A 25854-nucleotide genomic window follows, 5' to 3' on the forward strand; every position below is an offset into this window, starting at 1 on the left:
CACGGTCCCACGCGGTACAGGGCGTTCCTCAGCGCCGACGGCGCGTGAGGGCATGCAATCTTGCTCAGTCCGGCCGAAGCCGGTCGAGCGCCTTTTCGAACGCCGCCTCTCCGCGGCGCGAAATTTCTGTGATGCGACCGCCTTCGATGACCGCGATGCGGTCTGCGATCGCAGCCTCGCGGCGGATATGCGTGGCGATCAGCAGCGAGCGGCCCGCCGCCATTGCCGAGAGACGGCGGAGCACGTCGCGGGCGGTGACGCCGTCAAGGCCCTCCGTCGGCTCATCGAGCAGCCAGAGTGGCGTGTCGCGCAGGAAGAGCCGGGCAAGCGCCAGCCGGCGCGACTGGCCACCGGAAAGGCCGATCCCGCCTTCGCCGAGCGGCGTATCGATCCCCCCCGGCATGGCCTCAATATCGGCAAGCAGGCCGGCAGCAGCGAGCGCTTCGCGAAGGCAGGCCTCACTCGCATTGGGGTTAGCGAGACAGAGGTTGCCGCGCAGGCTGTCTTCGAAGAGCTCCGTCCGTTGCGTCAGCAAGGTCGTCGCCATCACGGCAACACTTCCCGTCTTTGCCGGCAATTCGCCGGCAAGGAGGGCAAGCAGGCTCGACTTGCCGGCGCCGCTGCTGCCGATGATGGCCAGGTGTTCGCCTTGTTGAAGCGCGAGCTCGATGCCCTGGAGCGCCGGCACGGCGGAGTTTTCATGGAAGGCTGATACGTTCGCCAGCGAAAAAGCGCATCCCGGCAACGGCGCCGCCAATGCTCCAGGTGCCGCCGCGACGGCAAGCCGCGGCGCGATACGCCTTGCCGCAAGCAGCGTCCTGCCGAGTTCCAGGGCACCGCGGCGCAGCGCAGCGAAGGGTTCGACTGCCGCAAAGGCGACAAGCAGGCCGAGTGCGGCGACAGGAGCGGTAATCACCTTCGTTTCCGCAAGTACCGCAACGGCAAGCAGCGATGCTGTGAGCAGCACGGTGGAGACAAGGCCGAAGCCGAATGTCAGGAGGGTCTCGACGCGGTTCAACCGGTCGTCGGCGCGAGCGGCGTAACGATCGGCCGCGGTAATCGCCTTCCTCTGCGCCGTAAGGCGGCCGGCCATCAGCAGATCGGTCTGGCCAGCGACAAGATCGATCGTTCGAGACCGCAGCGCCTCGATGCCATGGGCGCGTTGGCGGGCATGTTTGCGCGCCGCCCGGCCGGCAATCAACGGCAGGCCAAGGCCGGCACCGGCGAGAAAAAGGCCGAAGCACAGGCCGAACAAGGGATGGATCAGCCCCAGCACGAGGCTTGCCGCCAGTGCTGCACCGATCGCGACAGCAGCCGGCACGAGGATGCGCAGGTAGAGGGAATCGAGCGCATCGATATCGGCCGTCAGACGGAAGAGCAGCCGTGCGGGACGGTGTGCTAGCGCGCGGGCAGCACTCGGTTCGGCAAAGCCGCGAAACAGCCTTTCGCGCAGGGCGGCGAGCACGCCGAGCGTTGCATCATGGGTCGCAAGCCTTTCGCCGTAGCGTGCGACTGTGCGGACAATGGCGAGAAGGCGGATGCCGGCTGACGGCGCAAAGACGTCGAAGGTGATGGCGACAGCGGCCGAAAGGCCGGCGAGCGAGGTGGCGGTGATGAACCAGCCGGACAGGCCGAGCAGGGCGATGCCAGCTGTCATCGTCGCCGCCGAAAGGGCTGCGCCGAGCAGCAGCGCACGCCGGCGCTCGGCAAGGAACAGACGCAGGATCGGCTTGAGGTCTGCAGCAAATCCGCTCATTCGGCGGCCTCCCTCATGACGATGTCTGCATCGACGCGCATGGCGCGATGCATGCGGGCGGCAAGCAGCGGATCGTGAGTCGCAACGATCAAAGTACGGCCCCTGGAGAGCGAAAGCAGGCTCTCGGCAACCTCGGCGGCTGTGGCGGCGTCGAGATGCGCCGTCGGCTCGTCGGCCAGGATGATCCGGAGACGCGGGTTGCAGGCGGCCCGCGCGATCGCAAGCCGTAGCGCCTCGCCGCCGGAAAGCCCGATCCCGCCTTCGCCAAGCGGCCGGTTGCCATAGGCGGCGGCGACCTTTCCGAGCCTGGCGGCGCCGAGCGCATCCGTCACGTCGCCGCTTGAGATACCGGGCCTGCCGAGCGCGATATTGCCGGCGATGGTGCCTGCGAAAATATGCGGTCTCTGGCCGATCCATGCCATGCTGGCCCGCAAGGCGGCAGCGGTGTCATCCGCAAGTTCCATGCCGCCGATGACGATGCGTCCGCCGGTACAGGGCGTCAGCCCTGATATGAGCGAAAGAAGCGTCGACTTGCCGGAACCGCTTGCGCCGAGAAGCGCCAGATGTTCGCCGGTCGCGATATCGAGGTTGAAACCGTCAAGGATCAACGGCTCGGCGGCGTTGTAACGGAAATCAACATTCTCAAGACGGATGGCCGGCGCTTCGACGACGGCAGATGCTGCTGGCGCGACTTCGGCTGTTCCTTGGATGGACAGGCCGCCGGCAGCGAGGGCGTCCAGGGCTTTCAGCGCCGCTTCGCCGGCCGCCCGATCGTGCCAGACAGCCGAGAGTTCGCGCAGGGGCTCGAAGAAGGCCGGTGCCAGCAGCAGGATGAACAGTCCCTCGGTCAGGTCGAGCCGGCCCACCCAAGTGCCGAAGCGGATCTCGCCGAGCAGGCTGAAACCGACATATACGGCAATCATCGCCACGCCGAGTGCGGCGAAAAGCTCGAGCACCGCCGAGGACAGAAAGGCGATCTTCAGCACCGCCATGGTGCGCACACGCAGCGACTCCGCCTCCGACCGCAGGCGCAGTGCCGTTGCATCGACTGCGTCGAGCGCACGGATGGTCGCCAGTCCGCGCAGTCGATCGAGCAAGAAGCCGTTGAGGCCGCCGGTGGCGACGAGCTGTTTTTCGCTGGCCGCCTGAGCACGCCAGCCGATCAGCGCCATGAAGATGGGGATCAGCGGCGCGGCGAACAGCAAAACCAGCGCGGCGATCCAGGAGACTGGAAGGATGAAGGCAAGGATGACGAGCGGCACAAGGCTCGCCTTCATGCGCGCCGGCTGGAAACGGGCAAGATAGGGCACGATCAGTTCGGCCTGTTCGCCAAGCACGCTCGCGGCTTTGCCCGAGGCAGGCCGGCCGCGATCGATGGGCGACGACATGGAAAGTGCCGCGGCGGCAATCTGCCGCCTGCGGCTGAGCTCGCCGCGGGCGGCTTGAAAGGCCAGGCGGCCGCCAGCTGCGTCGAGACAGCTTCTTGCAAATCCGAGGACAAGGATGCCGAGGGCTGGCCAGAGGACGTCATGCAATCCGCCGCCATCGGCGATGCGGCCAACCGAGACGGCCAACAACCCCGCCTGCGGGATCCAGACGGCAGCGGCCAGCGCCTGCAGCATTGCCGCTCTGCGCAGCCCGCCTTTCGCATCATCTGGACCGGTGATGGGCGAGACTGCATCGCCGTCCGGCAACGGCTCGGCCGCTTGTCTGTCCTTCGCGTCGAAGAAAGCAGTGCCCATGGCGCTAACTCTTGTTCGCAGGATTCGGCCGGCGGCTGCGGCCGAGCGAAACGACCCGGTCCTTGGCCTCCAGAAGCTTGGTCACTTTCGCGCCCAGCGAGAGTAGTGTTGCAAGCCTTTCTGTTTCAAGTTGTTTTACGTCCTCATACCAATGCGTCAGCTGCTCGATCAGCGTGTGCATCTCGCTCATGCGTTGCTGCGCATGCCGCTCGGCTTCGCTGGCCGGCCGTTGCATCAGGATCTCACGTAGAACCGACAGCGTCGGATCGACTTCACGCTTCTTTCTCTCTTCGGCAAGCGTCCTCAATATGTGCCAGACATCATCCGGCGTGGTGAAGAAATCGCGACGATCGTCCGGCCTGTGTTTCAGGATGACGAGGTTCCAGGCCTGCAGTTCGCGCAGGCTCATCGAAACATTGGAGCGCGAGATGCCGAGCGACTCGGCGATCTCCTCCGCGCAGACCGGCGCGGGCGAAACGAAGAGCAGGGCATAGATCTGGCCGACCGTGCGGTTGATTCCCCAGCGCGATCCCATTTCGCCGAAATGGAGAACGAAGGACTGGACGAGAGGCGGAAGGTTCATGGTCATTTCCGTTGCGTCTGTGATTTCAGAAATTTCTGAAATCACTATACTGACTTTCGCGTCTCGCCGGCAATCGGCAAGGCAGGCCTGCGTCAATTTGGATATCCCTTCGTCGATCGTTGGCTAGATATAGCCGGGTGCGACGTGGCTGGATTTGACTTGGGTCAAGTCCACAGCACTTTGCAGCGATGACACAGAAACGCCCGGCGGTGCGTTACGCATGCCGGGCGTTCTGTCGGATCGCGATGTCTAGGCCGCGGCCTAGTTAATGCCGTCAGGCTCAGATCAAGCCGGCCAGGATGCCGACGCCGGCAATGGCGGCAATGCCACCTGCCGTGCGCGTCACGAAGACGCCCTGGCGTTCACCGGCGCGGCCGATGATGTAACCAATGGCGAGACCGGCGACATGCAGCAGCGCCGTCGCGGCCATGAAGCCGGCAGCATAGGCGACACCAGCGGCATTTTCCGGCATTTCGGCGCCATGTGCATGACCGTGGAAGATGGCGAAGAGGCCGATGATGCCGAGTGCTGCGGCCAGCGGCGCCTTGACGTTGAGCGCAACGACGGCGCCGAGGACGACGACGGAAAGCGCGATGCCCGTTTCAACGAAGGGAACAGCAATGCCGGCAACGCCGAGAGCACCACCGAGTGCCATAACCAGAACGAAGGTCGTCGGCACGAGCCAGGTGGCGCGGCCGCCGAGCTGAAATGCGAAAACACCGACCATCACCATGGCGAGGACATGATCGAGGCCAGACATCGGATGGGCAAAGCCATGGCTGAAGCCGGCAGCTTCGCCGATGGCGGGATGGGCGGAGGCGACGGCTGGAAGCGCTGCGGCAGCCAAGGCAAGCAGGCCGCTCTTGATTGCTGATTTCATTGCTCGATTCCCTCGTGAGTTTTCGAATATCCTGCGGCGGCCGAACACCGGCATGGTTCCAAGTCGCGCGCATTACGCTAGTTCAAAGAATTCTCGCCGTCAACGAAAACTCCATGAAATACAAGCCAATTCAAGTGCTTATCTGATAGGCAGATGCCGCTTTCGATAGCTCCGTCCAACGCCCAGCGACTCAAGATCGAACTGGAAACGGTCCCCCACAGAGGCTATCAATCGTCCGGCAGAGACGGCGCAGACCGCCGTGATGGAGGAGACGCCATGACGAATACCAAACGGGCGCTGGCGATCAGCGCGCCCGAGCCGCGCACGCTCGATCTGATCTTCAGCGACAGCGCGCGCGCCGAACTGCATGCGAAATATGAGATCGTCGAGGCCGATCCCGAGAACATCGCCGGTCTCGGCGACGAGATCCTCGGCAAGGCGCGCTACATCATCGGGCAGCCGCCGCTTTCGGCCGACACGCTGGGACGTATGCCGGCCTTGCGCTCGATCCTGAATGTCGAAAGCAATCTTCTCAACAACATGCCCTATGAGGTGCTCTTCCAGCGCGGCATCCATGTCGTGACGACAGGCCAGGTCTTTGCCGAGCCGGTCGCCGAAATCGGCCTCGGCTTCGCACTGGCCTTGGCGCGCGGCATCGTCGATGCGGACGTCGCCTTCCGTCAGGGCACCGAACTCTGGGGCGGCGAGGGCAATTCGAGTGCGCGGCTGCTCGCCGGTTCCGAGATCGGCATCGTTGGCTTCGGCGATCTTGGCAAGGCGCTGCGCCGGTTACTGTCCGGCTTCAGGGCCCGTATCAGAGTGTTCGATCCCTGGCTGCCGCGCTCGATCCTCGAGGAAAACGGCGTCGAGCCGGCGAGCCTGGAGGACGTCCTGACGAAGAGCGATTTCGTCTTCGTCGTCGCCGCCGTCACCAGCGAAAACAAGGGATTTCTCAGCACGGAGGCCTTTGCCAGCATGCGCAAAGGCGCGGCCTTCATCCTCCTCAGCCGCGCCGATGTCGTCGATTTCGATGCGCTGATGGCGGCCGTTTCCTCGGGCCACATCGTCGCGGCGAGCGACGTCTACCCGCAAGAGCCGCTGCCGCCCGATCATCCGGTGCGAAGCCTGAAGGGTTTCATCCGCTCGGCGCATCGGGCCGGAGCACTCGACAGCGCCTTCAAGAAGATGGGCGACATGGTGCTCGAAGACATGGACCTGATGGATCGCGGCCTGCCGCCGATGCGGTGCAAGCGGGCGGAACGCGAAACAGTCTCACGCATGCGTTCCAAACCGGTCGCGGTGAATTAAAGCATGTCGCGCAAAAGTGTGCGGCGGTTTTGCGATAACGACATGCGTGAAGATTAGAATCTAAAGCGCGAGGAGCGGATCTGAAAGATTGCGACGCGCTTTAGAGCAAAATGCTGATTTGGCGCGTCGCGTTAGGCGGCGCGCTGTTCGGCACCCTGGATCGCCGCAAGCTTCCAATCGGCGCCAGACCTGCGCACGAAGGTCCAAACCTCCGTGCTTTCGCTCGGGTGGCGGTCGTCGCCGGAAACCACGCGGCCGCTGTCGCGTTCGACCATGGCGTCGATCGAGGAATAACGCATGGCGAGCGTCGCATATTCCTGGCCGTCTTCGCGCCAGGCCTCGGCGATATCGCCCTGCAGCAGCTTGACGTCGGAGACGCGGTTGCGCACGCCGTTGGTAGCATTTTCGCCGAGTTCCTCGGCAAGATAGGACATCGCCTCGGGCGTCGTCAGCCGGCGCAAGGTGCCGTAATCCTCGGCGCCGTAAGCGGTCTGCACTTGGGTCAGCAATTCCTCGAACTGATCGAGATCGGCCTGCGCCAGCCCGATCTCGTCGCTCGGTCGATTGCCGCGCGACGGCTGGCCGGAACCGGCGCCCGAACCGATCGTCGGGATCTGGAAGGACGAATTGTTCGTGGGCGACATGTTATAGGACTGGCTCTGGCCGCCGACGCCGTAGGAAGGCTGGCGGCGGTTGGCGAAATAACGCATGGCGAGCATGACGGCGCCGCCGATCAAGACGATCTGCAGCAGCATGCCGAGAAAACCGAAGCCGCCGCCGAAACCGTGACCGAGCAGCATGCCGAGAAGGCCGCCGGCAATCAGGCCGCCGATCATCGAACGGCCGAATCCGCCGAAGAAACCGGGGCGCTGAGCGCCGAGGGGCTGTTGCGCGGTAGCAGGCGCGGTGGTCTGCGGACGTGGCGTCATCGACCTTTCGATCGGTGCTGCGGTTCCAGGCGCGGTGCTGGTGACAGGCGGTGCCTGGAAGGTGCGCGTGCCGCGGCTTCCGAAACCGCCGCTTCCGGCGCGGCGCGCCTCGGCATCGTCAAGGGAAGCAAAAACGGTAGCGCTCGTCAGAGCGGCAATTGCCGCGATCTTGGCAAAACGCGAAACGGCACTTGGCATTCCTGATCTCCTGTCATGCGCAATCACGGCATGTTGAGACCTAATATAGGTAGTCTTTCCTCCGTGTGAAGCTCTTCAGCTCCGTTACTGGCAGACGTCGACCCAGCTGGCGCCAGTCAGCTCAGCCAGCCGTCCGGTTTCGATGCGCACGGCCGAGTTCGTCGAGCCGGCCGCCGGCACGACTTCATCGAAGCGTTTCAATGAGATATCGCAATAGATGGGCAACGGCGATGGCAGGCCGAAGGGGCAGACGCCGCCGACCGGATGGCTGGTGACCGCTACGACCTCTTCGGCATCGAGCATGCGCCCCTTGGCTCCGAACGTGTCCTTGAACTTGCGATTGTCGAGCCGCGCCGTGCCACCGGCAACGACCAGCATCATCTGCTCGCCGACACGCAGGCAGATCGTCTTGGCGATCTGGGCCGGCTCGACGCCATGGGCTTCGGCGGCAAGTGCCACCGTCGAGGAACTCTCGGCGGTTTCGATGATTTCGATATCGGGTGCGTGGGCACTGAGAAAGGCGCGGACAGATTCAAGGCTCATGGCGCAATGCTAGACCAGGAAAAGCGCAATTTGAAGCGTAAAAGACGCCCGTCGAAAACCGCCGCTTGCAAGTCGTGCAGACATCGTCATAATAATTTTGCACACGTGCTCAATTTTGTCATTCGGCCGTTACGTTCAACCCCTAGAGCGGGATACGCCACGTTTTCGTGGGGTTTCGGAGCGGTCATCATCAGCAGTGCTGACCCGTCAAGAGGCCTCACACTGCTCTTCTAGGGAGACGAAGAAGATGACCATTTTGCCGACACTGAAATCCTTTGCCGTCGCAGCCGCCATCCTGGCGTCGACCTCTGCAATTGCACTCGCCAAGGACGTTCACATCAGCGTCTGGGCCGGCGGCACCGGCCCGAACGACGTCTATCGCCTCGACGCCATCGAGATCGCAGCCCAGCAGCTGCAGCGTGAAGCCGCCCTCAAGGGCGAAGATCTGAAGATCACCGTCGAGAAGAAGCCCTATTCGGCCTGGGAGGACTTCAAGCAGGCGCTGACCCTTGCCGCCGAAGCCAAGACCGCCCCGAATATCGTCGTCAGCGGCCATGAAGACATCGCACCCTGGTCGCAGGCCGGACTGATCGTTCCGATCGAGGATTATGTCGATCTCGATTCATGGCCGCTCAGCGACATCTATGAAAACCTGTTGAAGATCGCGTCCTACAACGGCACCGTCTATGGTATCCCGCAGGACGCTGAATCCCGCCCGATGTTCTTCTGGAAGCCTTACATGAAGGCGATCGGTTACAGCGATGCCGATCTGGACGCGCTGCCGCAGAGCGTCCAGGACGGCAAGTACACCATGAAGAACCTGCTCGAAGACGCCAAGAAGATGCAGGACAAGGGCCTCGTCCAGGCCGGCTACGGATTTTATCCGCGCACCAGCAACGGCCCTGATTACTGGCAGTTCTACACCAGCTTCGGCGGCACGATGGAAGAAGGCGGCAAGCTCGTTTTCGACAAGGCCGCGATGACCCGCACCTATCAGTTCTTCGCCGATGCCGTGAAGGCCGGTGTTACCAAGAAGAACCACATCGGCATGCCGGGCGACCAGTGGTGGAAGGAAGTCGCCACCGGCAAGGCCGGCATCTGGGATGGTGGCACTTGGCACTATGCCCGCCTCGTCAACCAGGAAGGCCTGAAGGACTTCTTCGGCAACGTGATCTTCACGCTGATCCCCGCCGGCGAAGGCGGTAAGGCCAACACGCTGACCCATCCACTCGTCTACCTTCTGACCGCAGGCCACGACAAGGAAGACACCGAGATCGCCGCCCAGCTGGTCAAGATCGCCTCCGAGCCGCGCACCAACGCGCTGCATGCGGTCAAATCAGCCCATCTCGGCATCTCCAAGTCGGAATCGACGGTCGACTTCTACTCGGCTGACCGCTGGACCCGCGAAGCCACCGAGCGCCTGCTGCCGCATGCCAATGCCATGCCGAACAATTCCGATTTCGGCAAATATTGGAACATCATGTGGAAGAACCTCGAAGCATCCTGGACCGGCGCCAAGACCGTAGACGCCGCGGTCAGTGATGCAGAGAGCGAGCTGAAGAGCACGCTCGGCGCCAAGATCGTCATCCGTTAAGATTGAAGCACTCTTCCGGGCGGCGGCAGCGCCGCCCGGTCGGTCCGCGACGAGGGGGCTTCCATGAAATCGTCCAGAACGCTCGGACTGGTGATGATCGCGCCTGCCGCGATCATGATCATCCTCTTCTTCCTGATGCCGGTCGTTCTGACGGCGGTCTTCTCGATGACCAGCATGACGACGGCGACCGGCATATCCGGCGGTGTCTACCAGATCGCACCGAATTCCCTGATCGCGCTGAAATCGGCGGTACCAGACATTGCCGCCGAGATGGCCGAACCGCGCTACGCGATCGACGAGGCGGGCCTCAAGGCCGTTGAAGGTCTCGGGCTTGCGCCGGGGATTGCTGGGGAATTGCGCGCCAAACATGCAGGTGAGGTGTTCACGGCACGCCGCGACGTCGAGCGCATGCTCAAGGATCTCGCCGACCGGCCTTCGACGCGCGACGTCAAGCAGATTTCCGAACAGTTCAACCGCTCCGTCCTCAACACCCGCTTCGACAGCAAGGAACAACTCTTTTCGGCGCTGGATGGTCTGGGTTTCAAACTGACACCTGAGCAGAAGGAAACGGTCGCCAAGGCCACTTATACCGGCTGGGTTTGGACGACCGACAATTTCTCGCGCATGACCACCTCACCCGACATGGCGCGCGTGCTCTTGAATACCGTGCTCTACGTCGCGCTGGTGCTGATGCTGTTCAATGTCGGCTATGCGCTGCTGCTTGCCATCTGGACGCATTACATGCCGCCGATGCCAGCCTCGATCTTCCGCGGCATCTGGCTCCTGCCGCGCATTACCCCCGTCGTCATCTACGTCATGCTATGGAAGTGGCTTGCCTGGGATACCGGCTTCATTTCGATCCTGATGGGCAAGTTCGGCTATCCGCCGAAGAACTACCTTCTCGACAACGCCTATAACGCATGGTTCTTCGTCGTGCTGATCAACGGCTTCATCGGCGCCTCGATGGGCATGTTGGTTTTCTCCTCGGCGATGAAGGCCATTCCGAAGAGCCAGTTCTATGCGAGCGAGGTCGACGGCGCTTCGCGCTGGCAGCAGATCCGCTACATCATCCTGCCGCAGATGCGTTGGCCGATCCTCTTCGTTACCTGCTACCAAACCTTGTCGCTCCTTGCCTCCTTCAATGAAATCCTGCTTGCCACCAATGGCGGACCGGGCAACGCGACCGAGGTCTGGGCGCTCTCCGCCTATCACACTGCGCTCAGAAACTATGCCGGCAATCTCGAATACGGGTTGGGTGCCGCCATGGCGCTGGTGCTCGTCGTCATCGGCGTCATGCTGTCGCTCCTTTATCTGCGCGTCTTCAACTACGGCACGCTTGTCGCCAAGCCCTTGATCGAGGATTGACCATGGCCGAACGATCGCAGCCCTCGGCAAATTATCGCAGCTGGCCTGTCATATCGGCGCTGACCATCGTCAGCCTGCCGCTGCTCCTGATGTATGTCTATCTCTTCCTAGACACGGTGACCGTCAAGCAGGCGGACGCTCTGCTGCCCTCCGGCTTGACGCTTAGTCACTGGCGATTCCTCTGGCATACGACGGAAGGCAAGGCAAACATCTGGCAGGTGACGCTGAATACATTGCTCTTTTCGGCCTGCACCACCAGCCTCGTGCTCATCGTCTCATCGATGGCGGGCTATGTGCTATCGCGGCTGAACGTGCCGGCGCGCGGCTTCTTCCTTGCCGGCGTCATGGTGCTGCATGCCTTCCCGTCGGTGACGCTGATCATCGCCATCTTCATCGTGCTGCAGATGATCGGTCTCTACAATTCGCTGATCGGGGTCATCCTGGTGAAGGCGGCGATTGACCTGCCGCTCGGCATCTGGCTGATGAAGGGCTTCTACGACACCGTGCCGTGGGAAATCGAAATGGCCGGCGTCGTCGACGGCGCCTCGCGCTTCCGGGTCTGGCGCAGCCTCGTGCTGCCGCAGGTCAAGCCCGGCATCATGGCGCTCGGCCTGTTCTCTTTCCTCTCCGGCTGGGGCGAGTTCATCCTGCCGCAGGTGCTGGCACCTGGTAATCAGGTGCAGGTGCTTTCGGTCTATCTCGCGGCCTTCCTCGCCGACGACAACAACTATGATTTCAACATGTTCAAGGCGGTCGGCGTCTTCTACCTCGTTCCGGTGCTGATCGTTTATGCGCTCTTCAACAAATATCTCATGAACATCTACGGCGGCGGGAGCAAAGGCTGATGCGCATCCTCCTCGACAATTTTTCGAAGAGCTTCGGCTCCACCAAGGTCATCGAGAACATGCGGCTCGAAGTCGGCAGCGGCGAGATGCTGGCGCTGCTCGGCCCTTCCGGTTGCGGCAAATCGACGACGCTCTTTTCCGTCTGCGGCATCCACCGGCCGAGCGGCGGACGCATCCTCTTCGGCGACCGCGACGTCACCGACCTGCCGAGCCAGGCTCGCAATGTCGGCGTCGTTTTCCAGTCCTATGCGCTCTATCCGCACATGACGGTTACCGAGAACATCGGTTTTCCGCTGAAGGTGAAGGGCATGCCCGCCGCCGAGATCCGCAAGGAGGTCGACCGTATCGCCGCCCTCGTGCAGATCGGCAACCTGATGGGCCGCAGGCCGGCCGAGCTTTCCGGTGGCCAGCAGCAGCGCGTGGCGCTGGCGCGCGCGCTGATCCGCAAGCCAGATGTGCTGCTGCTCGATGAACCGCTCGCCAATCTCGACGCCAAGCTGCGCCTCGAAATGCGATCGGAAATCCGCCGCCTGCAGCGCGAGACCGGCATCACCGCCATTCTCGTCACCCATGACCAGGTGGAGGCGATGAGCATGTGTGACCGCATCGCCATCATGAAGGAAGGCGAGATCGTCCAGATCGCTACGCCGGCCGAGATGTACAATGATCCGAAGACCGCCTTCGTTGCCGGCTTCCTTGGTAATCCGCCGATCACCTTCCTGCGCGGCGTTGTGGACAATGGCGCCTTCACAATCCCGCAAAGCGAGATCCGCGTGCCGCTGCCCGATACCGTCGGAGCCGCCGAGGGCACGAAGCTGATGCTCGGTGTCCGGCCGGAACATTTTACGCCGGCAGGCGACATCACCGTGCCCGGCAAGATCACCTTCGCCGAAACGCAAGGTCGCGAGAACCTCTACGACGTGGCTCTTGCCGGCGGACCGCTGCTGCGCTCCATCCAGCCGGTGCGCAGCGATGTTCACGTCGGCGACGACGTCCGGTGGGCGATCGACAGCCGCGGCATATTCGTCTTCGACGAAAATGGCAGGAGGCTCTGATGACCCGAGATTTCTCAGCATTTTTCCAGCGTTACGGCTGGCCGTCAGGCAAGGGTCGGCTTCCCTTTTGCATCGGCCATCGTGGCGCAAGCGGCCATGAACGCGAGAACACCCTTGCCGCCTTCCGCCGCGCTGCCGAACTCGGCGCTGAGATGTGGGAGCTCGACACGCAACTGACCAAGGACGGCGTGGTCGTCGTCTCGCATGACGACCATCTCGAGCGTGTCTTCGGCATCGACCGCCGCATTTCCGAAATGACGGCGGCGGAGCTTGGCGCACTTGACGGCGTCGACGTGCCGAGTTTTTCGCAGGTCGCCGCACTCGGCCGCGAGACCGGGACCGGTCTCTATGTCGAGCTGAAGGCGCCTGGAACCGGCATGCGCTGCTGGCGGCACCTTGTCGAGATGAACCAGCGTTTCGCCTGCCTCGGCTCCTTCGACACGGCGCAGGTGCGCGAACTCAGCGACGCCGCCTGCGATTTTCCGCTCTCGGTGCTGATCCGTGTCGGCCACGATCCGCATGCGCTCGGCGACGAGGCCGGCGCCGATATCCTGCACCTCTGCTGGGAGAGGGCAGGCGAGCGTCCGCAGGATCTGGTGACCGACGCGCTGATGCGCCGCGCTTTCGAGGCCGGCCGCGAGATCGTGCTCTGGCACGAGGAGCGGCGGGCCATTCTCGATGACATCATGAAGCTTCCGGTTCTCGGCATCTGCACGGATCTGCCCGATCTGATGCGGCCGCCTGCGGTTAAGGAAAATGCAGTTGGCAGACAGGGATAAGGGACCACGCAAGGCAACCTCCTTCGACGTGGCGCGTGTGGCCGGCGTCTCGCGCGCTGCCGTCTCGCGCGCCTTCACCCCGGATGCCAGCGTCTCGCCGAAGACGCGCGAGAAGGTCTATCAGGCCGCCAAGGAACTTGGCTACCGGGTCAACTATCTTGCCCGAAGCCTGACCAACAAACGCTCCGATCTCGTCGGCGTCGTCGCCGCCGGCCTCGACAATCCGTTTCGCACGTTGCAGATCGAGAATCTGGCGAGAGTGCTGATCGCCCGCAATTTCCGTCCCATCCTGCTGCCGACCTCGCAAGAGGCGGACACCTCGACCGTCATCGGCCAGCTGCTCCATTACGCCGTGTCGGGCGTCATCGTCACCTCGGACGCCCCGCCGACCGAGATCTGCGAGCAATGCGCGGCCGAAGGCGTGCCGATCGTGCTGATCAACAAGGGCAACGACATCCCCTTCGTCGACCGCATCATCTCGGACGACCGCATGGCCGGCCATCTCGCCGCCACCCACCTGATCGACAGCGGCGTGCGAAAGCCCGCTGTAATGGCCGCCCCCGCCATATCCTATACGGCGCGGCGGCGCAGCGAGGCCTTCATCGCACGCTGCAAGCAGCTCGGCGTCGAGGCGCAGTTCCTGCAGATCAGGATCAATGATTACCGGAGCGGCTATGATGCGGCAGCCGAACTTGCCGCATCCGGCATCGACGGGCTGTTCTGCGCCAACGATTACATGGCCTGCGGCGTGATCGACCGCGTCTTGCAGGGCCGCGGCCGTGATGATGCGCCGCCGCTGCGCATCATCGGCCATGACGACATTCCTCAGGCGAGCTGGACCGCCTACAATCTGACGACCATCCGCCAACCCTGCGACGTCCAGGCCGAAAAGACGGTCGACCTGCTGATGAGCCGGATGGCCGAGCCGGACCTGACGGCGCGAGTCGAATTCACGCCGGTGACACTGATCAGAAGAAGGACTGCCTGATGAATTCCGCATTCGACGCCGCTGCCATCCGCGCACGGGCGGAGGTCGCCATCACCGTTGCCCTCGAGGTCGGACGGGAGACGGCCCGGTTTCGGCGCGACTCTGACCCCGGAACCCTCGCCGTCGAGAACAAGGGATTGCAGGATTTCGTCACCATCGCCGACAGGAGGGCCGAGCAGGCGATCCACAACGGGCTGCTCTCGCGCTTTCCGGGTGATAGTTTCATGGGTGAAGAGAGCGGCGGACGATCGGGTAAGGACGGCACCTGGGTCGTCGATCCGATCGACGGCACGACCAACTATATCAGGGGCTTCCGGCACTGGGGTGTCTCGATCGCCTTTGTCGTCGGCGGAAAGGTGGAGGTCGGCGTGGTCTACGACGCCGCCGGAGACAAAGTCTTTCACGCCGTCCGCGGCGGTGGCGCCTTCAAGGACGAGATTCCGGTCCATGCGGCGGCGACCGCCGATCCAGCCAATGCGCTTGTCATTCTCGGCCATTCCCGCAAGACGAGCTTCGACGACCATCTCGCGCTCTCGCGGCGGCTCCACGAACGCGGCATGGATTATCGCCGCATGGGCGCGGCCGCGATCGACCTCGTTCGTGTCGCCGAGGGTGCTGCCGATCTCTATTACGAACGCCACCTCAATGCCTGGGACATGCTCGCCGGCGCGCTGATCGCCGAAGAGGCCGGCGCTGTGGTGGCGATGCCGCCGGTCGATAGGCTGCTTGCACAGGGCGGACCCATCATCGCCTACTCGCCGGGGCTTGCCGGCGAATTCGCGTTCATTCTCGACATCGAGGGGCTATAGATACACCTCTCCCACAGACGCGATCCGCCCGATTTGTGAGACTGCGAACTTCGCCCGAAAGTTACGGAACGCCCGTTACGCAACAACGCGATTGCGGCCGCTCTTTTTCGCCGCATAGAGATTCTGATCTGCGATCGCCAAAATCTCGTTCGGAGAATTGGTGGATAGAGTACTACCGGCGACACCGATGCTGATCGTCACATGCAGCCCGTTGCAGACCTCGGACCAGTCCCACCGCTCAATGGCCGAACGCAACTTCTCGCAGATATCGGTAGCGCCTCGGGGAGTGCCGGCGAGCAAGACGACGAATTCCTCGCCGCCAAAGCGAATTGCCTGATCGGTAATGCGCAGCTGGCCGCGCAGTATAGTTCCAATGGCACTCAGGACCCGGTCGCCGATCATGTGAGAGAAGTTATCGTTGATCGACTTGAAGTGATCGACATCCAGCATCGCGATCGAATATGGACGTTTCTCAGATGTCAGCGCTTTAAACCGGCTGTCGAGATATTTGCGATTATAGAGCCCGGTCAGTGCGTCCAGATAGACGGCATTGGCAAGGATATCGGTTTGCTCCTGCAATTTCTGATAGGAGGCCTCCAGCGTTTCTGCGCGCTTCGACTCCGTTTCGGCAACTTCCTTGAACCGTTTGGTTTCATAGTAGATTTCGGCGAGACGTGCGCGCCGCTGGGTACTCTCGGCGCTATTGCGCAAATAGGCCTGGTGGTATTTCTTATGTGCCTCCAGCGCCTGATCGAACTGCCCCAGCCCCTCATAGGCCTGCGACAGATAAAGATAGATCTGAACATAGGAATCGAAACTGCCGCCGGCGTCGATCAGCTCCAGCGCCTCGAGCAGCGGCGACAGGGCTTCCGTGAATTTTCCGGAATTGTTGTAGATCTGGCCCAGGGTGTAGAGATATTGCTGCCTGTCCCGGACATAGCTGTTCTCTTGAAACAGCCGGTAGCGCTCCATGCATTGCAGCGCCTTGTCATGCTCGCCCAGATGGCTGTGGAACTCGGCTTTGTTGCCGAGGCAGATACGAGCAGCCCAGCTGTCGCCGATCTCGGTTGCGATGTCGAGCGCCTGTTCGGTCAGTTCCAGTGCTCTGACCAGCATCTGGTGTCCTTCCTCCGGCCGACCGAGCGCCTCCGCGATATATCCGCCTTCCGAATGAGCGCCGCCGAGATTGATCAGCCACCAGCATTCATAGGTTCTGTCGCCAATCAACCTGGCGAGTTCGACGGACCTCTCGCTCATCAAGATGGCCCGGTCGGGCTGCTTGTTGTACCAGAAGATGATTCCAACGACGTTGGTCGCCAGGCTTTGCGCTTTCGGGTCTGCTGTCTTGTCGGCCAGATCCAAGGCGCGGGTCGCTTCTTCGATCGCTTCCTCCGGCAAGCCCAATTCCAAGAGCAGCCATCCGAAATACGCCCGGGCGCAGGCTTCCTGTTTGCGCTCCCCGTTCAATTTCCAGAAGTCTACCGCCCGCCGGATATGCGTCAGCCCAAGTTCGGCCTTGCCGATTTGAAAACAGTACCAGGCAATGTCGGTGTCGCATTGCGCGGCGAGCCGATCGTCGCCCCGCGCCTTGGCATCAGCAAGGATTTCGCCGGCCAGTGCGAGTGCCTCAAGCGAATGGCCTGTACATCCAAGATGCCACGCTTCTTGTAAGTTGGGATTTGCCTGCTGAGTAACTGCTTCAGTATCAACAACTTGCATCTCGAACACCAACATTTGTCTGCTGATATGGATAGCATCAGAAGTTTAAAATGATGCAAATTGCAAAAAGTACGCGACAAGCCCGGAAATAGGCTATCGAAAATCTCTCATATCTTTCGACACCATGCGCCGACGCCCGCCGGTTAATCCGCTATGCGGCGTTCCCAGGCGCGTTCGGTCGCCGGCGCCTCGTCGGTGGTGATCTGATCCGGCTTCAGGGCCATCAGCGCCGAAAAGCTCAGCCATTCCTCTTCACTGAAGCCGGCCTCTGGATCCTTCAGGGTGAAGGTCCAGGCATCGACGCGTTTGCCTTGCTCCTGGCAGAGCGCGATCATGTCGAGACCTTCATTGGCGGCATTAAGGATCAGCCGCCAATTGAGATAGATCGTGTCCGGTTCCGTCGGGCCGAGCAGGTCGGCGCGCAATTCCGCCTCGACCGCCTTCCAGCCGCGAGCCTTGCTGATATCGTAGAGCTTGTCGGTGGGGTCGATCCCACGCAGCAGATGCGGGAGCTTCTCCTTGACCGCGACGATGAGATCGAGACTGTCGCCGCTGACGATCACCGAGGCCGCGATATCGCGGAAATGCTCGGCAAGATGCTCAATGCCCCTGGCGCCGATCGCCTCGTAATCGTCCTTCATATCGAATTGCAGCAGCGCGGCCGGATTCGTCGATTGCATCATGGCGGCGAGATCCTCACTGAGGATCAGCGGCCGGTCGCCCTCCTGCATTCTGATATCGCCGAGGTCACCGATGCTCTTTTCGGTGATCGGTCCATGCCCGGTCGTTTCACCTTCGAGGTCCTCGTCGTGCAGCACGACGAAACCGCCATCGGCGCGCACGCGCAGATCGAGCTCCATCGAGGCGCCTGACGCAAATCCCTCCGCCATCACTTCGGCTGAGAACAACGGATCGGCAAACCGCTTGCGCAATCGGTGCCATTTCAGGCGGGTGCGATGCCCCTCATGTGAAATCTCCAGGCCCTGCGCATCCAGCAATTTCGTCATCTGCACCAAGTCTCCGCGATACCACTCTCCTGCCTTGATGAGCCATGATTATCAAGGGCCGAATACGGCTTTCATCGGCTGTAGGCTGCGGATATTGCCTCCGCAGCGGCTGATATATCCGAGGGATGGCCGGTCTGCCTGAGGGCCGCGCCATACGCCACGACGTTCGAGAGCACCGTCTGGAATGCGGCGCGCGGACCAGTGTGGTTCAGCCGCAAGAGACGGGCCGGCCCAGTTCCGACGCCTTCGGTCAGCTCGACTCCCAACTGCCCGGCGGCTGCGATCAGCGCGGCAGGCGCCAGTGCCTCCGGCACCGGCACCGCCGTCACCAGGTTCGAAGCCTTTGCTGCCGGTACCCAGTCCGGGGCGCCGAGCGCGGCAAGCCCCGCCCGTGTCGCCGATGCCGCCAGCGCATGGCGGGCGACGATATTCTCCAGGCCTTCGGCCTCGACGCGGTCGAGCGCCGTTTCCAGCGCGAAGAATTCCAGCGGCGCCGGCGTTCCCGGCAGGCCGCGTCGGCCGCTGTCGACCCAGGTCTTCAGATCGGCCAACGACAAGATCGAATCGCACGGTGCGCCATCCGTCAGGATCAGATCCCAGGCGCGGTGGCTGACCGAGAGTGCGGACACGCCGGCAGGCCCGCCGAGCGCCTTTTGCGGGCCGACAACCGCAATGTCGATGCCGAGATCGTCGACTTCGAAACCATGACCGCCGACCGAGGCCACTGCATCGACGATGGTGACGATGCCGCGGGCCCGGGCAAGCGCCAGTATCTCGGGCAGGGGGTTGAGGATGCCGCTTGCAGATTCCGCGTGCACAAGAGCGAGCACATCGATGCGAGGACCGGCGTCGAGCGCTTTGGCGACTGCTTCGATCTCGATCGGCAGGCCCGGTTCGGCGACGATATCGGCGACCGTCGCACCGCCCCGCCGCAGCCATTGCCCGAACCAGCCGCCATAGAGGCTGGTGACGATGTTGAGTGCTGTGAGGCCCGGGCGCGCAAGGCTGACGGCAGCCGCCTCCAGCGCCACCACCGCCTCGGCCTGCACCAGCAATATATCGTTGCGGCTGCGCAAGATGCCGCCGATTCTGTCGGCAAGGACGGCGTAGCGCTCCGCGGGATAGGAGGGCACGCCATGCAGGGGATTCCAACCAAGATCGGACATGGATACTTCCTTCAGCAGGGATCGGTCACGAGACGGGGGACGGCGGCAACGAGCGCACGGGCAGCCTCGGATTGCGGCGCCGCAACGACCGCCGCTGCCGGACCGGTCTCGACGATCCGCCCGCCATCCATGACGGCGATGCGGTGGGAGACGGCCCGGACCACGGCAAGATCGTGCGAAATGAACAGACAGGCAATGCCCTGTTCTTTCTGCAGATCGACCAGGAGCTCGAGGATCCGGCCGCGGACGGTCACATCGAGAGCCGAGACCGCCTCGTCGAGCACCAGCAGCGAGGGCCGTGTCGCAATCGCCCTCGCGATTGCCACACGCTGCCGCTGGCCACCGGAGAGTGCGCGAACTGGCCTGTCGGCATAATCGACAGGCAGGCCGACACGTTCGAGAAGCATGACGATCTCGCCCGGGCGTCGGTCTTTCGCCGCGATGCCGTGGATGCGAAGCGGATCGTCGAGCACCGTGCCGACGGTCGCCAACGGATTGAAGGCCGCAAGCGGATCCTGAAACACCATCTGCATGCGCGCCCGCCGGCGGCGCAAAGACGCGCCGTTCAGAGCGAACCAATCCTCTCCCTCGAAGCGGATCGAGCCGGCATCGGCGCTGAGAAGCCGCAGCAGAATGCGCGACAGCGTCGATTTCCCGCTGCCGGAGGCGCCGACGAGACCGAGCGTTTCCCCAGGCGCGATCGTCAGCGACACATTGTCGAGAGCGGCAACCTGGCGGCCCGCAGAAGAAAAACCTTTCGACAGGTTTTCGACGGAAAGCAAGGTATCGTTCATGCCGGCACCTCCGCGATCAGCGGCGGCGTTGCGAGGTCGCGATGGCTGGCGATGAGGGCGGCGGTATAGTCGCTTTTCGGCGCCGAAAGCACTGAACGGACGGGGCCCGCCTCGACCAGCTTGGCATTGCGGAAAACGGCGATGCGATCGACGAATCCGGAGGCAAGCGCGATGTCGTGGGTGATGAAGAGCAGCGTCATACCGTCCTCGCGTACCAGCCCGTCGAGCAGGCGGACGATCTCGGCCTGAACGACGACGTCGAGCGCATTGGTCGCCTCGTCGGCGATCAGTAGGGCAGGTTGCGCAGCGATGGCCGCCGCGATCGCCACACGCTGGCGCTGGCCGCCGGAAAGCTGATGCGGAAAGGCCCGCATGGCCTTGTCAGGCTGCGGTATTCGCACCCGCCCGAGTAATTCCCATGCCCTGACATAGGCCTGCTTCCAGCTGAGGCCGAGATGGCGCCTGGCGCCTTCGGCAACCTGCTCGCCGACCGTCAGGACGGGATTGAGGCTGGAGCCTGGATCCTGGAAAACCAAGCCGAAGTCGCGGCCTGGGCGCGGCGGACGACCAAGTCCGGGCCAGAGCATCTCGCCGCCGACCTTCGCTCCCTCCGGCAGCAGGCCGGCAAGCGCGCGGGCAAGCGTGCTCTTGCCGGAGCCGCTTTCGCCGATGATCGCCAGCCTTTCGCCGGCGACGATATCGAGATCAACGCCATCGAGCGCGGCCGCGCTATTCCTGTCGCGCCCATAGGTGACCGAAAGCTGTCGCAGGCTGCAGAAAATGCCGCTCATGTCGCCCTCACACCGTCATCGCCAAGCACCTTGCCGAGCCCCTCGCTGAAGAGATGGACGCCGAGCACGGTCGTGGCGAGCGCAGCGCCCGGTATGACTGAGAGATAGGATGCCGAACGCAGCACGCTGCGACCTTCGGCGATCATCGAACCCCAAGTGGCGATATTGGGATTGCCAAGGCCAAGGAAGGCCAGCGCCGCCTCGGTGAGGATCGCACCGGCGACGATGGTGGCGGAGAGCGCCAGCACCGGCGGCAACGCGTTTGGCAGGATTTCCCGGAAGGCGATCTCGGCCGGATGCATGCCGATCACCCTTGCCGAGGCGACGTAATCCTGCTCGCGGATTGCAAGCACCTGCGCCCTCGTCAGCCGCGCCGGATCGGCCCAGGTACCGAGTGCGATGGCAAGGACGACAACGGGCGTCGACACCCCGATGGTGCTGACGAAAGCAAGAGCGAGCAAGAAAGCCGGTACGATCTGGAAGGCGTCGACCACCCGCATCAGCGCCTCGTCAATGAGCCCGCCGGCAAAACCGGCAGCCAGGCCGACGCAGAGCCCCAGCACCATGGCCGAAAACGCTGCCGCCACACCGACGGCAAGCGAGGTTCGCGCGCCGTAGAGCAACCCCGCCAGGACGTCGCGGCCGAGACGGTCGGTGCCGAGCGGAAAAGCCGGATCGGCGAACGGCGCCAGCAGGGCGCGGCCGGCAATTTTCAGCGGATCGCCCGGCGAAATGACGGGAGCGAGCAGTCCGGCCGAAAGCAGGACGAAAAGGATCGCAAATCCGGCCACACCCTCCGGCGTGCGCAGCAGGCGCCGCAGCCAGCTCATACGCCGCCCTCCGATGCCCCGATGCGCGGGTCGAGCGCGGCATAGACGAGATCGACGAGGAAATTGACCGAGATGACGAGGACGGCGCTGGTGACGACGATGCCCATCAGCAGCGGCGCGTCGCGGCCGTTGACCGCCTCCTGCGCCAGCCGGCCGAAACCCGGGATCGCAAAGACGCTCTCGATCACCACGCTGCCGCCGAGCATGGCCGCCGACTGCAGCCCGAGCATGGTGACGAGCGGCAGCAGCGCATTACGCGCCACGTGACGCAGCACGATGCGGCTGCGCGACAGGCCCTTGGCCCGGGCGAAGAGCACGAAATCCAGCTTCCACGCCTCGGCCATACCGCTGCGCATCACCCGCAGGAACAAGGCGAGATAGATCAGGGCCAGTGCGCTCACCGGCAGAACCAGATGATCTGAGATATCGAGCGCGCGCGAAAAACCCGTCTTGCCGGAAGCGATCGTCTCGACGCCAGCGATCGGAAACCAGCGCAGCTTCACCGAGAAAGCGATGCTCAGAACCAGACCGAGCCAGAAACTCGGAATGGCGTAAACAATCAGCGAGCCGATCGACAGCAGCCGGTCCCGTAGGCCACCCGGCCGCGCCCCGGCAAGGATGCCGAGCGCCGAGCCGAGACCGAAGGAAAGCGCCGTCGCACTGCCCATCAGCAGCAGCGTATTGGGCAACCGTTCAGCGATGAGCGCAACGACCGGCCTGTTGAAGGCGACCGACCAGCCGAGATCGAAGCGTGCGAGCGAGGAAAGATAGAGCCAAAGGCGCGCGAGCATCGATTGGTCGAGGTCATAGCTCTCGCGCAGCGACTGCTTAAGTGCGGCATCGCCGCCGCCGATCGAGCCGAGATAGGCGTCGACGGCATCGCCCGAGGCGGTTTCGAGCAGGAAAAAGGTGAAGATCACCACGATCAGCAGCACCGGAATGCTGCTGATCGCCCTGCGCCTCAGGAGGATGATGGCTCGTTTCACGCCGGACAGGGCCTCTGGAAGAGAATTGCCGCCGATTCTATCACGATTGCAGCGTGGTATCGCCCCAGTTCGAGACCGCCCAGCGCGGATTGTCTGCGACGTTGAGCACGGTGTCGCGCGCGACGGTGATGAACCCCCATTCCGCAACGTTGATCAGCGGCAGATCGCCGACGACGAGCTGCTGGAACTTGCGGTAGAGATCGGTGCGCGCCGCAGTGTCGACCGTCTCGGAGGCCTGCTTGATGATCTTGTCGAGCTCCGGATTGACGTAGCCGCCCTGGTTGGAGAAGGGCACACCATCAGGGGTGCCGGACTGGACGAGAATGGTGGTGGAGATCGCCGGATCGCCACGGAAGACCGGCGGACCGACGGCGAGGTCGAAGTCGTGGTCGGTATAGACTGCCTTCTGATGTGCGGCCGCATCGGCATTGACGATCTCGGCATCGATACCGATCACGGCAAGCGCCTGGCGAAGGTAATCGCCGAACTGGCGGGTCTCGTTAAAATAGGGCGCGGGGCGGAGCTTCAGCGTAAAGCGGTTGCCGTCTGCCCCCTGTTTGTATCCTGCTTTATCGAGGATATCGTTCGCCGCTGCGGGGTTGAAATCATAGGCCGCGACATCTGATGTATAGAACTCCGGCGCATTCTTCGGCACCGGACCGGTCGAGGCGGCGGCGTAACCGAGGAAGATCGTGTCGACCACGAATTTCTTGTCGATCGCCTGCGCGATCGCCTGACGGACTCTGAGATCGGCCAGTTCCTTGCGGCGATGATTGATCTCGACGACGAGCTGATAGGTCAAAGCCTCGTAACCCTTTGAGATCACCTTGATGCCGCCGACCTTCGAAATGCGGTCGAGATCGGCGAGCGGCACCGCGGAGAAGGCGGCAAGCTGGATTTCGTCTGCTTCGAGCGCCGAACCTGCCGCTTCGCGATCGGGCAGCACGCGGAAGACGATCTCGTCGAGTTTCGGCTGGTCCTTGTCCCAATAATTCTCGTTGCGCGTCAGCCGGTAATATTCGCCGGGCTTGTGTTCGGCGAACTTGAAGGGACCGGTGCCGATCAGCGTGTTGTTCGCCGGATTGGTGGCGATATCGGTGCCGTCGAAGATGTGCTTGGCGACGACGCTGGTGACGACAGGGAGCGCGTTGCGGATCAGCTGGAACGGCGTCGGCTTGGAGAAGCGGAAGATGGCGGTGTAATCGTCGGGCGTATCGACGGCTTGAAGATTGGCAAAGACCAGGCGGCCGAGATTCTGCAGCGGCTTCCAGACGTTGAGCGCCGAGAAGGCTACATCGACCGAGGTAAACGGCTTGCCATCGTGCCAGGTGACGCCGTCGCGGAGCTTGAAGGTGACGGAGAGGCCATCGGCCGAGCCTTCCCAGGAGGTGGCGAGGCGCGGCGAAAGCCCATCCTTGCCGTCGAACGACGCTTCGGCGAGCGGCTCGATCACCTTGCTTGCGACGAAAAATACGCCGTTCGAGGCGACGATGGCAGGATTGAGGTTCTTCGGTTCGGAATCGGCTGCAACGATCAGCCGGCCGCCGGCGGGCGCGGTCTGCGCGAGCGCCTGCCGGGCGAGCGCCGTCGAGGCAAGGAGCAGGGCGGTGCCCTTCATCAGCGTGCGCCGCGAGATAGATGATACGGTCATGACCCCTCCTGATCGGTGAAATTCGGGTGCCCATATTCAGGGCGAAATGCAAATTGTCATAGAGGTTAGATTCGAATGGTCGGGCTGGGCGAGATATTTTTTGTCACCCAGCCATTATTCGCTCAGCCGTTGGCGGCGACACGTGCGGGCGCGTCGAAGAGATTGCGATAAGCGGCGCCCGGATGTGGCGCGACGAGCCGCGGCCCCGCTCCCCCGAGCTTTTCGCGCAGCGTTCCCTTGGCGTATTCGGTCTTGTAGACGCCGCGCTTTTGCAGTTCCGGCACCAGCAGATCGACCGCGTCCTCGAAACTTTCGGGCGTCACGGCATAGGCAAGGTTGAAGCCGTCGACATCGGTGTCTTCGATCCATTCCTGCATCAGATCGGCGACCGTCTGCGGCGAGCCGACGAAAACCGGGCCGAAACCGCCGATGCCGACCCAGTCGGCCATTTCGCGCACCGTCCATTCCTTGGTGGGATCGATTGTGGTGAAGGTTTCGACGGCCGATTGCACCGCATTGGTATGACGGTGCCGCAGCACCTCGTCCGGCCCGAACTGGCCGAAATCGATGCCGGTCCAGCCGGAGATCAGTGTCAGCGCGCCTTCGAAGGAAGCGTATTTGCGGTATTCGTTGAACTTCCGCTGTGCTTCCGCATCCGTTTCGCCGAGGATCACGGTTTGCAGGTTGAAGGCGAGGATTTCGCGCGGGTTGCGGCCGACCCGTTCCGCCGCCTCGCGGACATTGGCGACGTAACGCTTCAGCACGGCTTTCGACGGGGACGCGACAAAAATGCATTCGGCATGGGCGCCGGCGAAATCCTTGCCGCGGCTGGAGGCGCCGGCCTGGTAGAGCACCGGTGTACGTTGCGGCGAGGGTTCGCTCAAGTGAATGCCGGGCACGTTGAAATGCTTGCCGGAATGGCGGATCGGATGGACTTTTTCCGGATGGGTGAAGATGCCGCTTTCGCGGTCGCGAACGACGGCGCCGTCCTCCCAGCTTCCCTCCCAGAGCTTGTAGCAGACCTCGAGATATTCCTCGGCGAGGTCGTAGCGGTCATCGTGCTTCGTCTGCGCCGGCTGGCCGATATTGAGCGCGCCGCTGTTGAGGTAAGAGGTGACGATATTCCAGCCGACACGGCCTTTGGTCAGATGGTCGAGCGTCGAGATGCGGCGGGCGAAGGTATAGGGATGCTCGAAGGAGAGCGACGCCGTCAGGCCGAATCCAAGGTGTTCGGTCTCATAGGCCATGGTGGGGATGAGCTGCAGCGGATCATTGACCGGCACCTGCGCCGAATGGCGAAGTGCGGCGTCGACATTGCCGTGCAGCACATCGTAGACCCCAAGCACGTCGGCGATAAACAGCCCATCGAACTTGCCGCGCTCCAACGTCTTTGCCAGATGCACCCAATAATCGAGATCCTTGTAGGTCCAGGACTTGTCGCGCGGATGGCGCCAGAGCCCCGGCGACTGGTGTCCAACGCAATTCATGTCGAAGGCGTTCAGCCTGATTTCGCGGGTCATGTCTTTCTTCCTTGGA

Annotated in this window: 23 protein-coding genes; 8 read left to right on the forward strand and 15 right to left on the reverse strand. The window is 62.9% G+C overall.

Annotated features, from left to right (window positions below):
• Positions 1-64: 64 nt before the first annotated feature.
• The 4 genes from ACD590_RS33095 to ACD590_RS33110 all read right to left on the reverse strand — a co-directional run bounded on the left by ACD590_RS33095 (position 65) and on the right by ACD590_RS33110 (position 4961).
• The gene (locus tag ACD590_RS33095) at positions 65-1756 is read right to left on the reverse strand and encodes an amino acid ABC transporter ATP-binding/permease protein (RefSeq protein WP_130654144.1); all 1692 of its coding nucleotides are present in this window, start codon (positions 1754-1756) and stop codon (positions 65-67) included.
• Complete coding sequence (cydD, locus tag ACD590_RS33100; protein WP_168278600.1) at positions 1753-3498, reverse strand: thiol reductant ABC exporter subunit CydD; 1746 nt, start codon at positions 3496-3498, stop codon at positions 1753-1755. Before cydD ends, ACD590_RS33095 begins: the two co-directional genes overlap by 4 nt.
• A gap of 4 nt (positions 3499-3502) precedes the next feature.
• A complete protein-coding gene (locus ACD590_RS33105) occupies positions 3503-4081 on the reverse strand; it encodes a GbsR/MarR family transcriptional regulator (RefSeq protein ID WP_026188818.1) in 579 nt (192 codons plus the stop codon).
• 280 nt (positions 4082-4361) lie between these two features.
• A complete protein-coding gene (locus tag ACD590_RS33110) occupies positions 4362-4961 on the reverse strand; it encodes a HupE/UreJ family protein (RefSeq protein ID WP_018247009.1) in 600 nt (199 codons plus the stop codon).
• 276 nt (positions 4962-5237) lie between these two features.
• On the opposite strand from ACD590_RS33110, the gene ACD590_RS33115 reads away from it, so the two are divergent.
• Positions 5238-6269: a hydroxyacid dehydrogenase gene (locus tag ACD590_RS33115; RefSeq protein ID WP_247264546.1), complete on the forward strand. Its 1032-nt coding sequence runs from the start codon at positions 5238-5240 to the stop codon at positions 6267-6269.
• 131 nt (positions 6270-6400) lie between these two features.
• Here the strand turns inward: ACD590_RS33115 and ACD590_RS33120 are convergent, their stop codons facing one another.
• Complete coding sequence (locus tag ACD590_RS33120) at positions 6401-7396, reverse strand: Tim44 domain-containing protein (protein WP_247264545.1); 996 nt, start codon at positions 7394-7396, stop codon at positions 6401-6403.
• 84 nt (positions 7397-7480) lie between these two features.
• Positions 7481-7939 (reverse strand): YbaK/EbsC family protein, encoded by a 459-nt coding sequence (locus tag ACD590_RS33125; protein WP_003549231.1) that lies wholly within the window; start codon positions 7937-7939, stop codon positions 7481-7483.
• A 247-nt stretch (positions 7940-8186) separates the two neighbouring features.
• On the opposite strand from ACD590_RS33125, the gene ACD590_RS33130 reads away from it, so the two are divergent.
• The 7 genes from ACD590_RS33130 (at position 8187) to ACD590_RS33160 (ending at position 15374) form a co-directional block, all read left to right on the forward strand.
• Positions 8187-9533 (forward strand): extracellular solute-binding protein, encoded by a 1347-nt coding sequence (locus ACD590_RS33130; RefSeq protein ID WP_247264544.1) that lies wholly within the window; start codon positions 8187-8189, stop codon positions 9531-9533.
• Between the two features lie 63 nt (positions 9534-9596).
• Positions 9597-10898: a carbohydrate ABC transporter permease gene (locus ACD590_RS33135; protein ID WP_439004257.1), complete on the forward strand. Its 1302-nt coding sequence runs from the start codon at positions 9597-9599 to the stop codon at positions 10896-10898.
• Positions 10899-10900: 2 nt separating this feature from the next.
• Entirely contained in the window at positions 10901-11743 is an 843-nt protein-coding gene (locus ACD590_RS33140; RefSeq protein ID WP_439004258.1) for a carbohydrate ABC transporter permease, read from the forward strand.
• Positions 11743-12798 (forward strand): ABC transporter ATP-binding protein, encoded by a 1056-nt coding sequence (locus ACD590_RS33145; protein WP_018247003.1) that lies wholly within the window; start codon positions 11743-11745, stop codon positions 12796-12798. The genes ACD590_RS33140 and ACD590_RS33145 overlap by 1 nt, the downstream gene beginning before the upstream one ends.
• Positions 12798-13577 (forward strand): glycerophosphodiester phosphodiesterase, encoded by a 780-nt coding sequence (locus ACD590_RS33150; protein ID WP_247264543.1) that lies wholly within the window; start codon positions 12798-12800, stop codon positions 13575-13577. Before ACD590_RS33145 ends, ACD590_RS33150 begins: the two co-directional genes overlap by 1 nt.
• Positions 13561-14565: a LacI family DNA-binding transcriptional regulator gene (locus tag ACD590_RS33155; RefSeq protein ID WP_247264542.1), complete on the forward strand. Its 1005-nt coding sequence runs from the start codon at positions 13561-13563 to the stop codon at positions 14563-14565. The genes ACD590_RS33150 and ACD590_RS33155 overlap by 17 nt, the downstream gene beginning before the upstream one ends.
• Positions 14565-15374 carry an inositol monophosphatase family protein gene (locus ACD590_RS33160; RefSeq protein ID WP_439004259.1) on the forward strand — a complete coding sequence of 270 codons (810 nt, stop codon included), beginning with the start codon at positions 14565-14567 and terminating at the stop codon, positions 15372-15374. The genes ACD590_RS33155 and ACD590_RS33160 overlap by 1 nt, the downstream gene beginning before the upstream one ends.
• A gap of 75 nt (positions 15375-15449) precedes the next feature.
• Here ACD590_RS33160 and ACD590_RS33165 read toward each other — a convergent pair whose 3' ends face one another.
• The 9 genes from ACD590_RS33165 to ACD590_RS33205 form a co-directional block, all read right to left on the reverse strand.
• The gene (locus ACD590_RS33165; protein WP_334545493.1) at positions 15450-17108 is read right to left on the reverse strand and encodes a tetratricopeptide repeat-containing diguanylate cyclase; all 1659 of its coding nucleotides are present in this window, start codon (positions 17106-17108) and stop codon (positions 15450-15452) included.
• A gap of 128 nt (positions 17109-17236) precedes the next feature.
• The gene (locus tag ACD590_RS33170) at positions 17237-18100 is read right to left on the reverse strand and encodes a glycerophosphodiester phosphodiesterase (RefSeq protein ID WP_247264539.1); all 864 of its coding nucleotides are present in this window, start codon (positions 18098-18100) and stop codon (positions 17237-17239) included.
• 71 nt (positions 18101-18171) lie between these two features.
• Positions 18172-19266: a pyridoxal-phosphate-dependent aminotransferase family protein gene (locus tag ACD590_RS33175; protein WP_439004260.1), complete on the reverse strand. Its 1095-nt coding sequence runs from the start codon at positions 19264-19266 to the stop codon at positions 18172-18174.
• A gap of 11 nt (positions 19267-19277) precedes the next feature.
• On the reverse strand, positions 19278-20060 hold the full coding sequence (locus ACD590_RS33180) for an ABC transporter ATP-binding protein (protein WP_282681130.1): 783 nt from the start codon (positions 20058-20060) through the stop codon (positions 19278-19280).
• Positions 20057-20851 (reverse strand): ABC transporter ATP-binding protein, encoded by a 795-nt coding sequence (locus ACD590_RS33185; protein WP_439004261.1) that lies wholly within the window; start codon positions 20849-20851, stop codon positions 20057-20059. The genes ACD590_RS33180 and ACD590_RS33185 overlap by 4 nt, the downstream gene beginning before the upstream one ends.
• Positions 20848-21681: an ABC transporter permease gene (locus ACD590_RS33190; RefSeq protein ID WP_439004262.1), complete on the reverse strand. Its 834-nt coding sequence runs from the start codon at positions 21679-21681 to the stop codon at positions 20848-20850. The genes ACD590_RS33185 and ACD590_RS33190 overlap by 4 nt, the downstream gene beginning before the upstream one ends.
• Positions 21678-22667 carry an ABC transporter permease gene (locus ACD590_RS33195; RefSeq protein WP_439004263.1) on the reverse strand — a complete coding sequence of 330 codons (990 nt, stop codon included), beginning with the start codon at positions 22665-22667 and terminating at the stop codon, positions 21678-21680. Before ACD590_RS33195 ends, ACD590_RS33190 begins: the two co-directional genes overlap by 4 nt.
• A 40-nt stretch (positions 22668-22707) precedes the next feature.
• Positions 22708-24318, reverse strand: a complete 1611-nt coding sequence (locus ACD590_RS33200; RefSeq protein WP_439004264.1) for an ABC transporter substrate-binding protein — start codon at positions 24316-24318, stop codon at positions 22708-22710.
• A gap of 122 nt (positions 24319-24440) precedes the next feature.
• Positions 24441-25838, reverse strand: a complete 1398-nt coding sequence (locus ACD590_RS33205) for an LLM class flavin-dependent oxidoreductase (RefSeq protein ID WP_018448966.1) — start codon at positions 25836-25838, stop codon at positions 24441-24443.
• Positions 25839-25854 lie beyond the last annotated feature (16 nt).

Source organism: Rhizobium sp. 862_C5_N1_2 (assembly GCF_051811205.1).
Lineage (GTDB): Bacteria > Pseudomonadota > Alphaproteobacteria > Rhizobiales > Rhizobiaceae > Rhizobium > Rhizobium leguminosarum.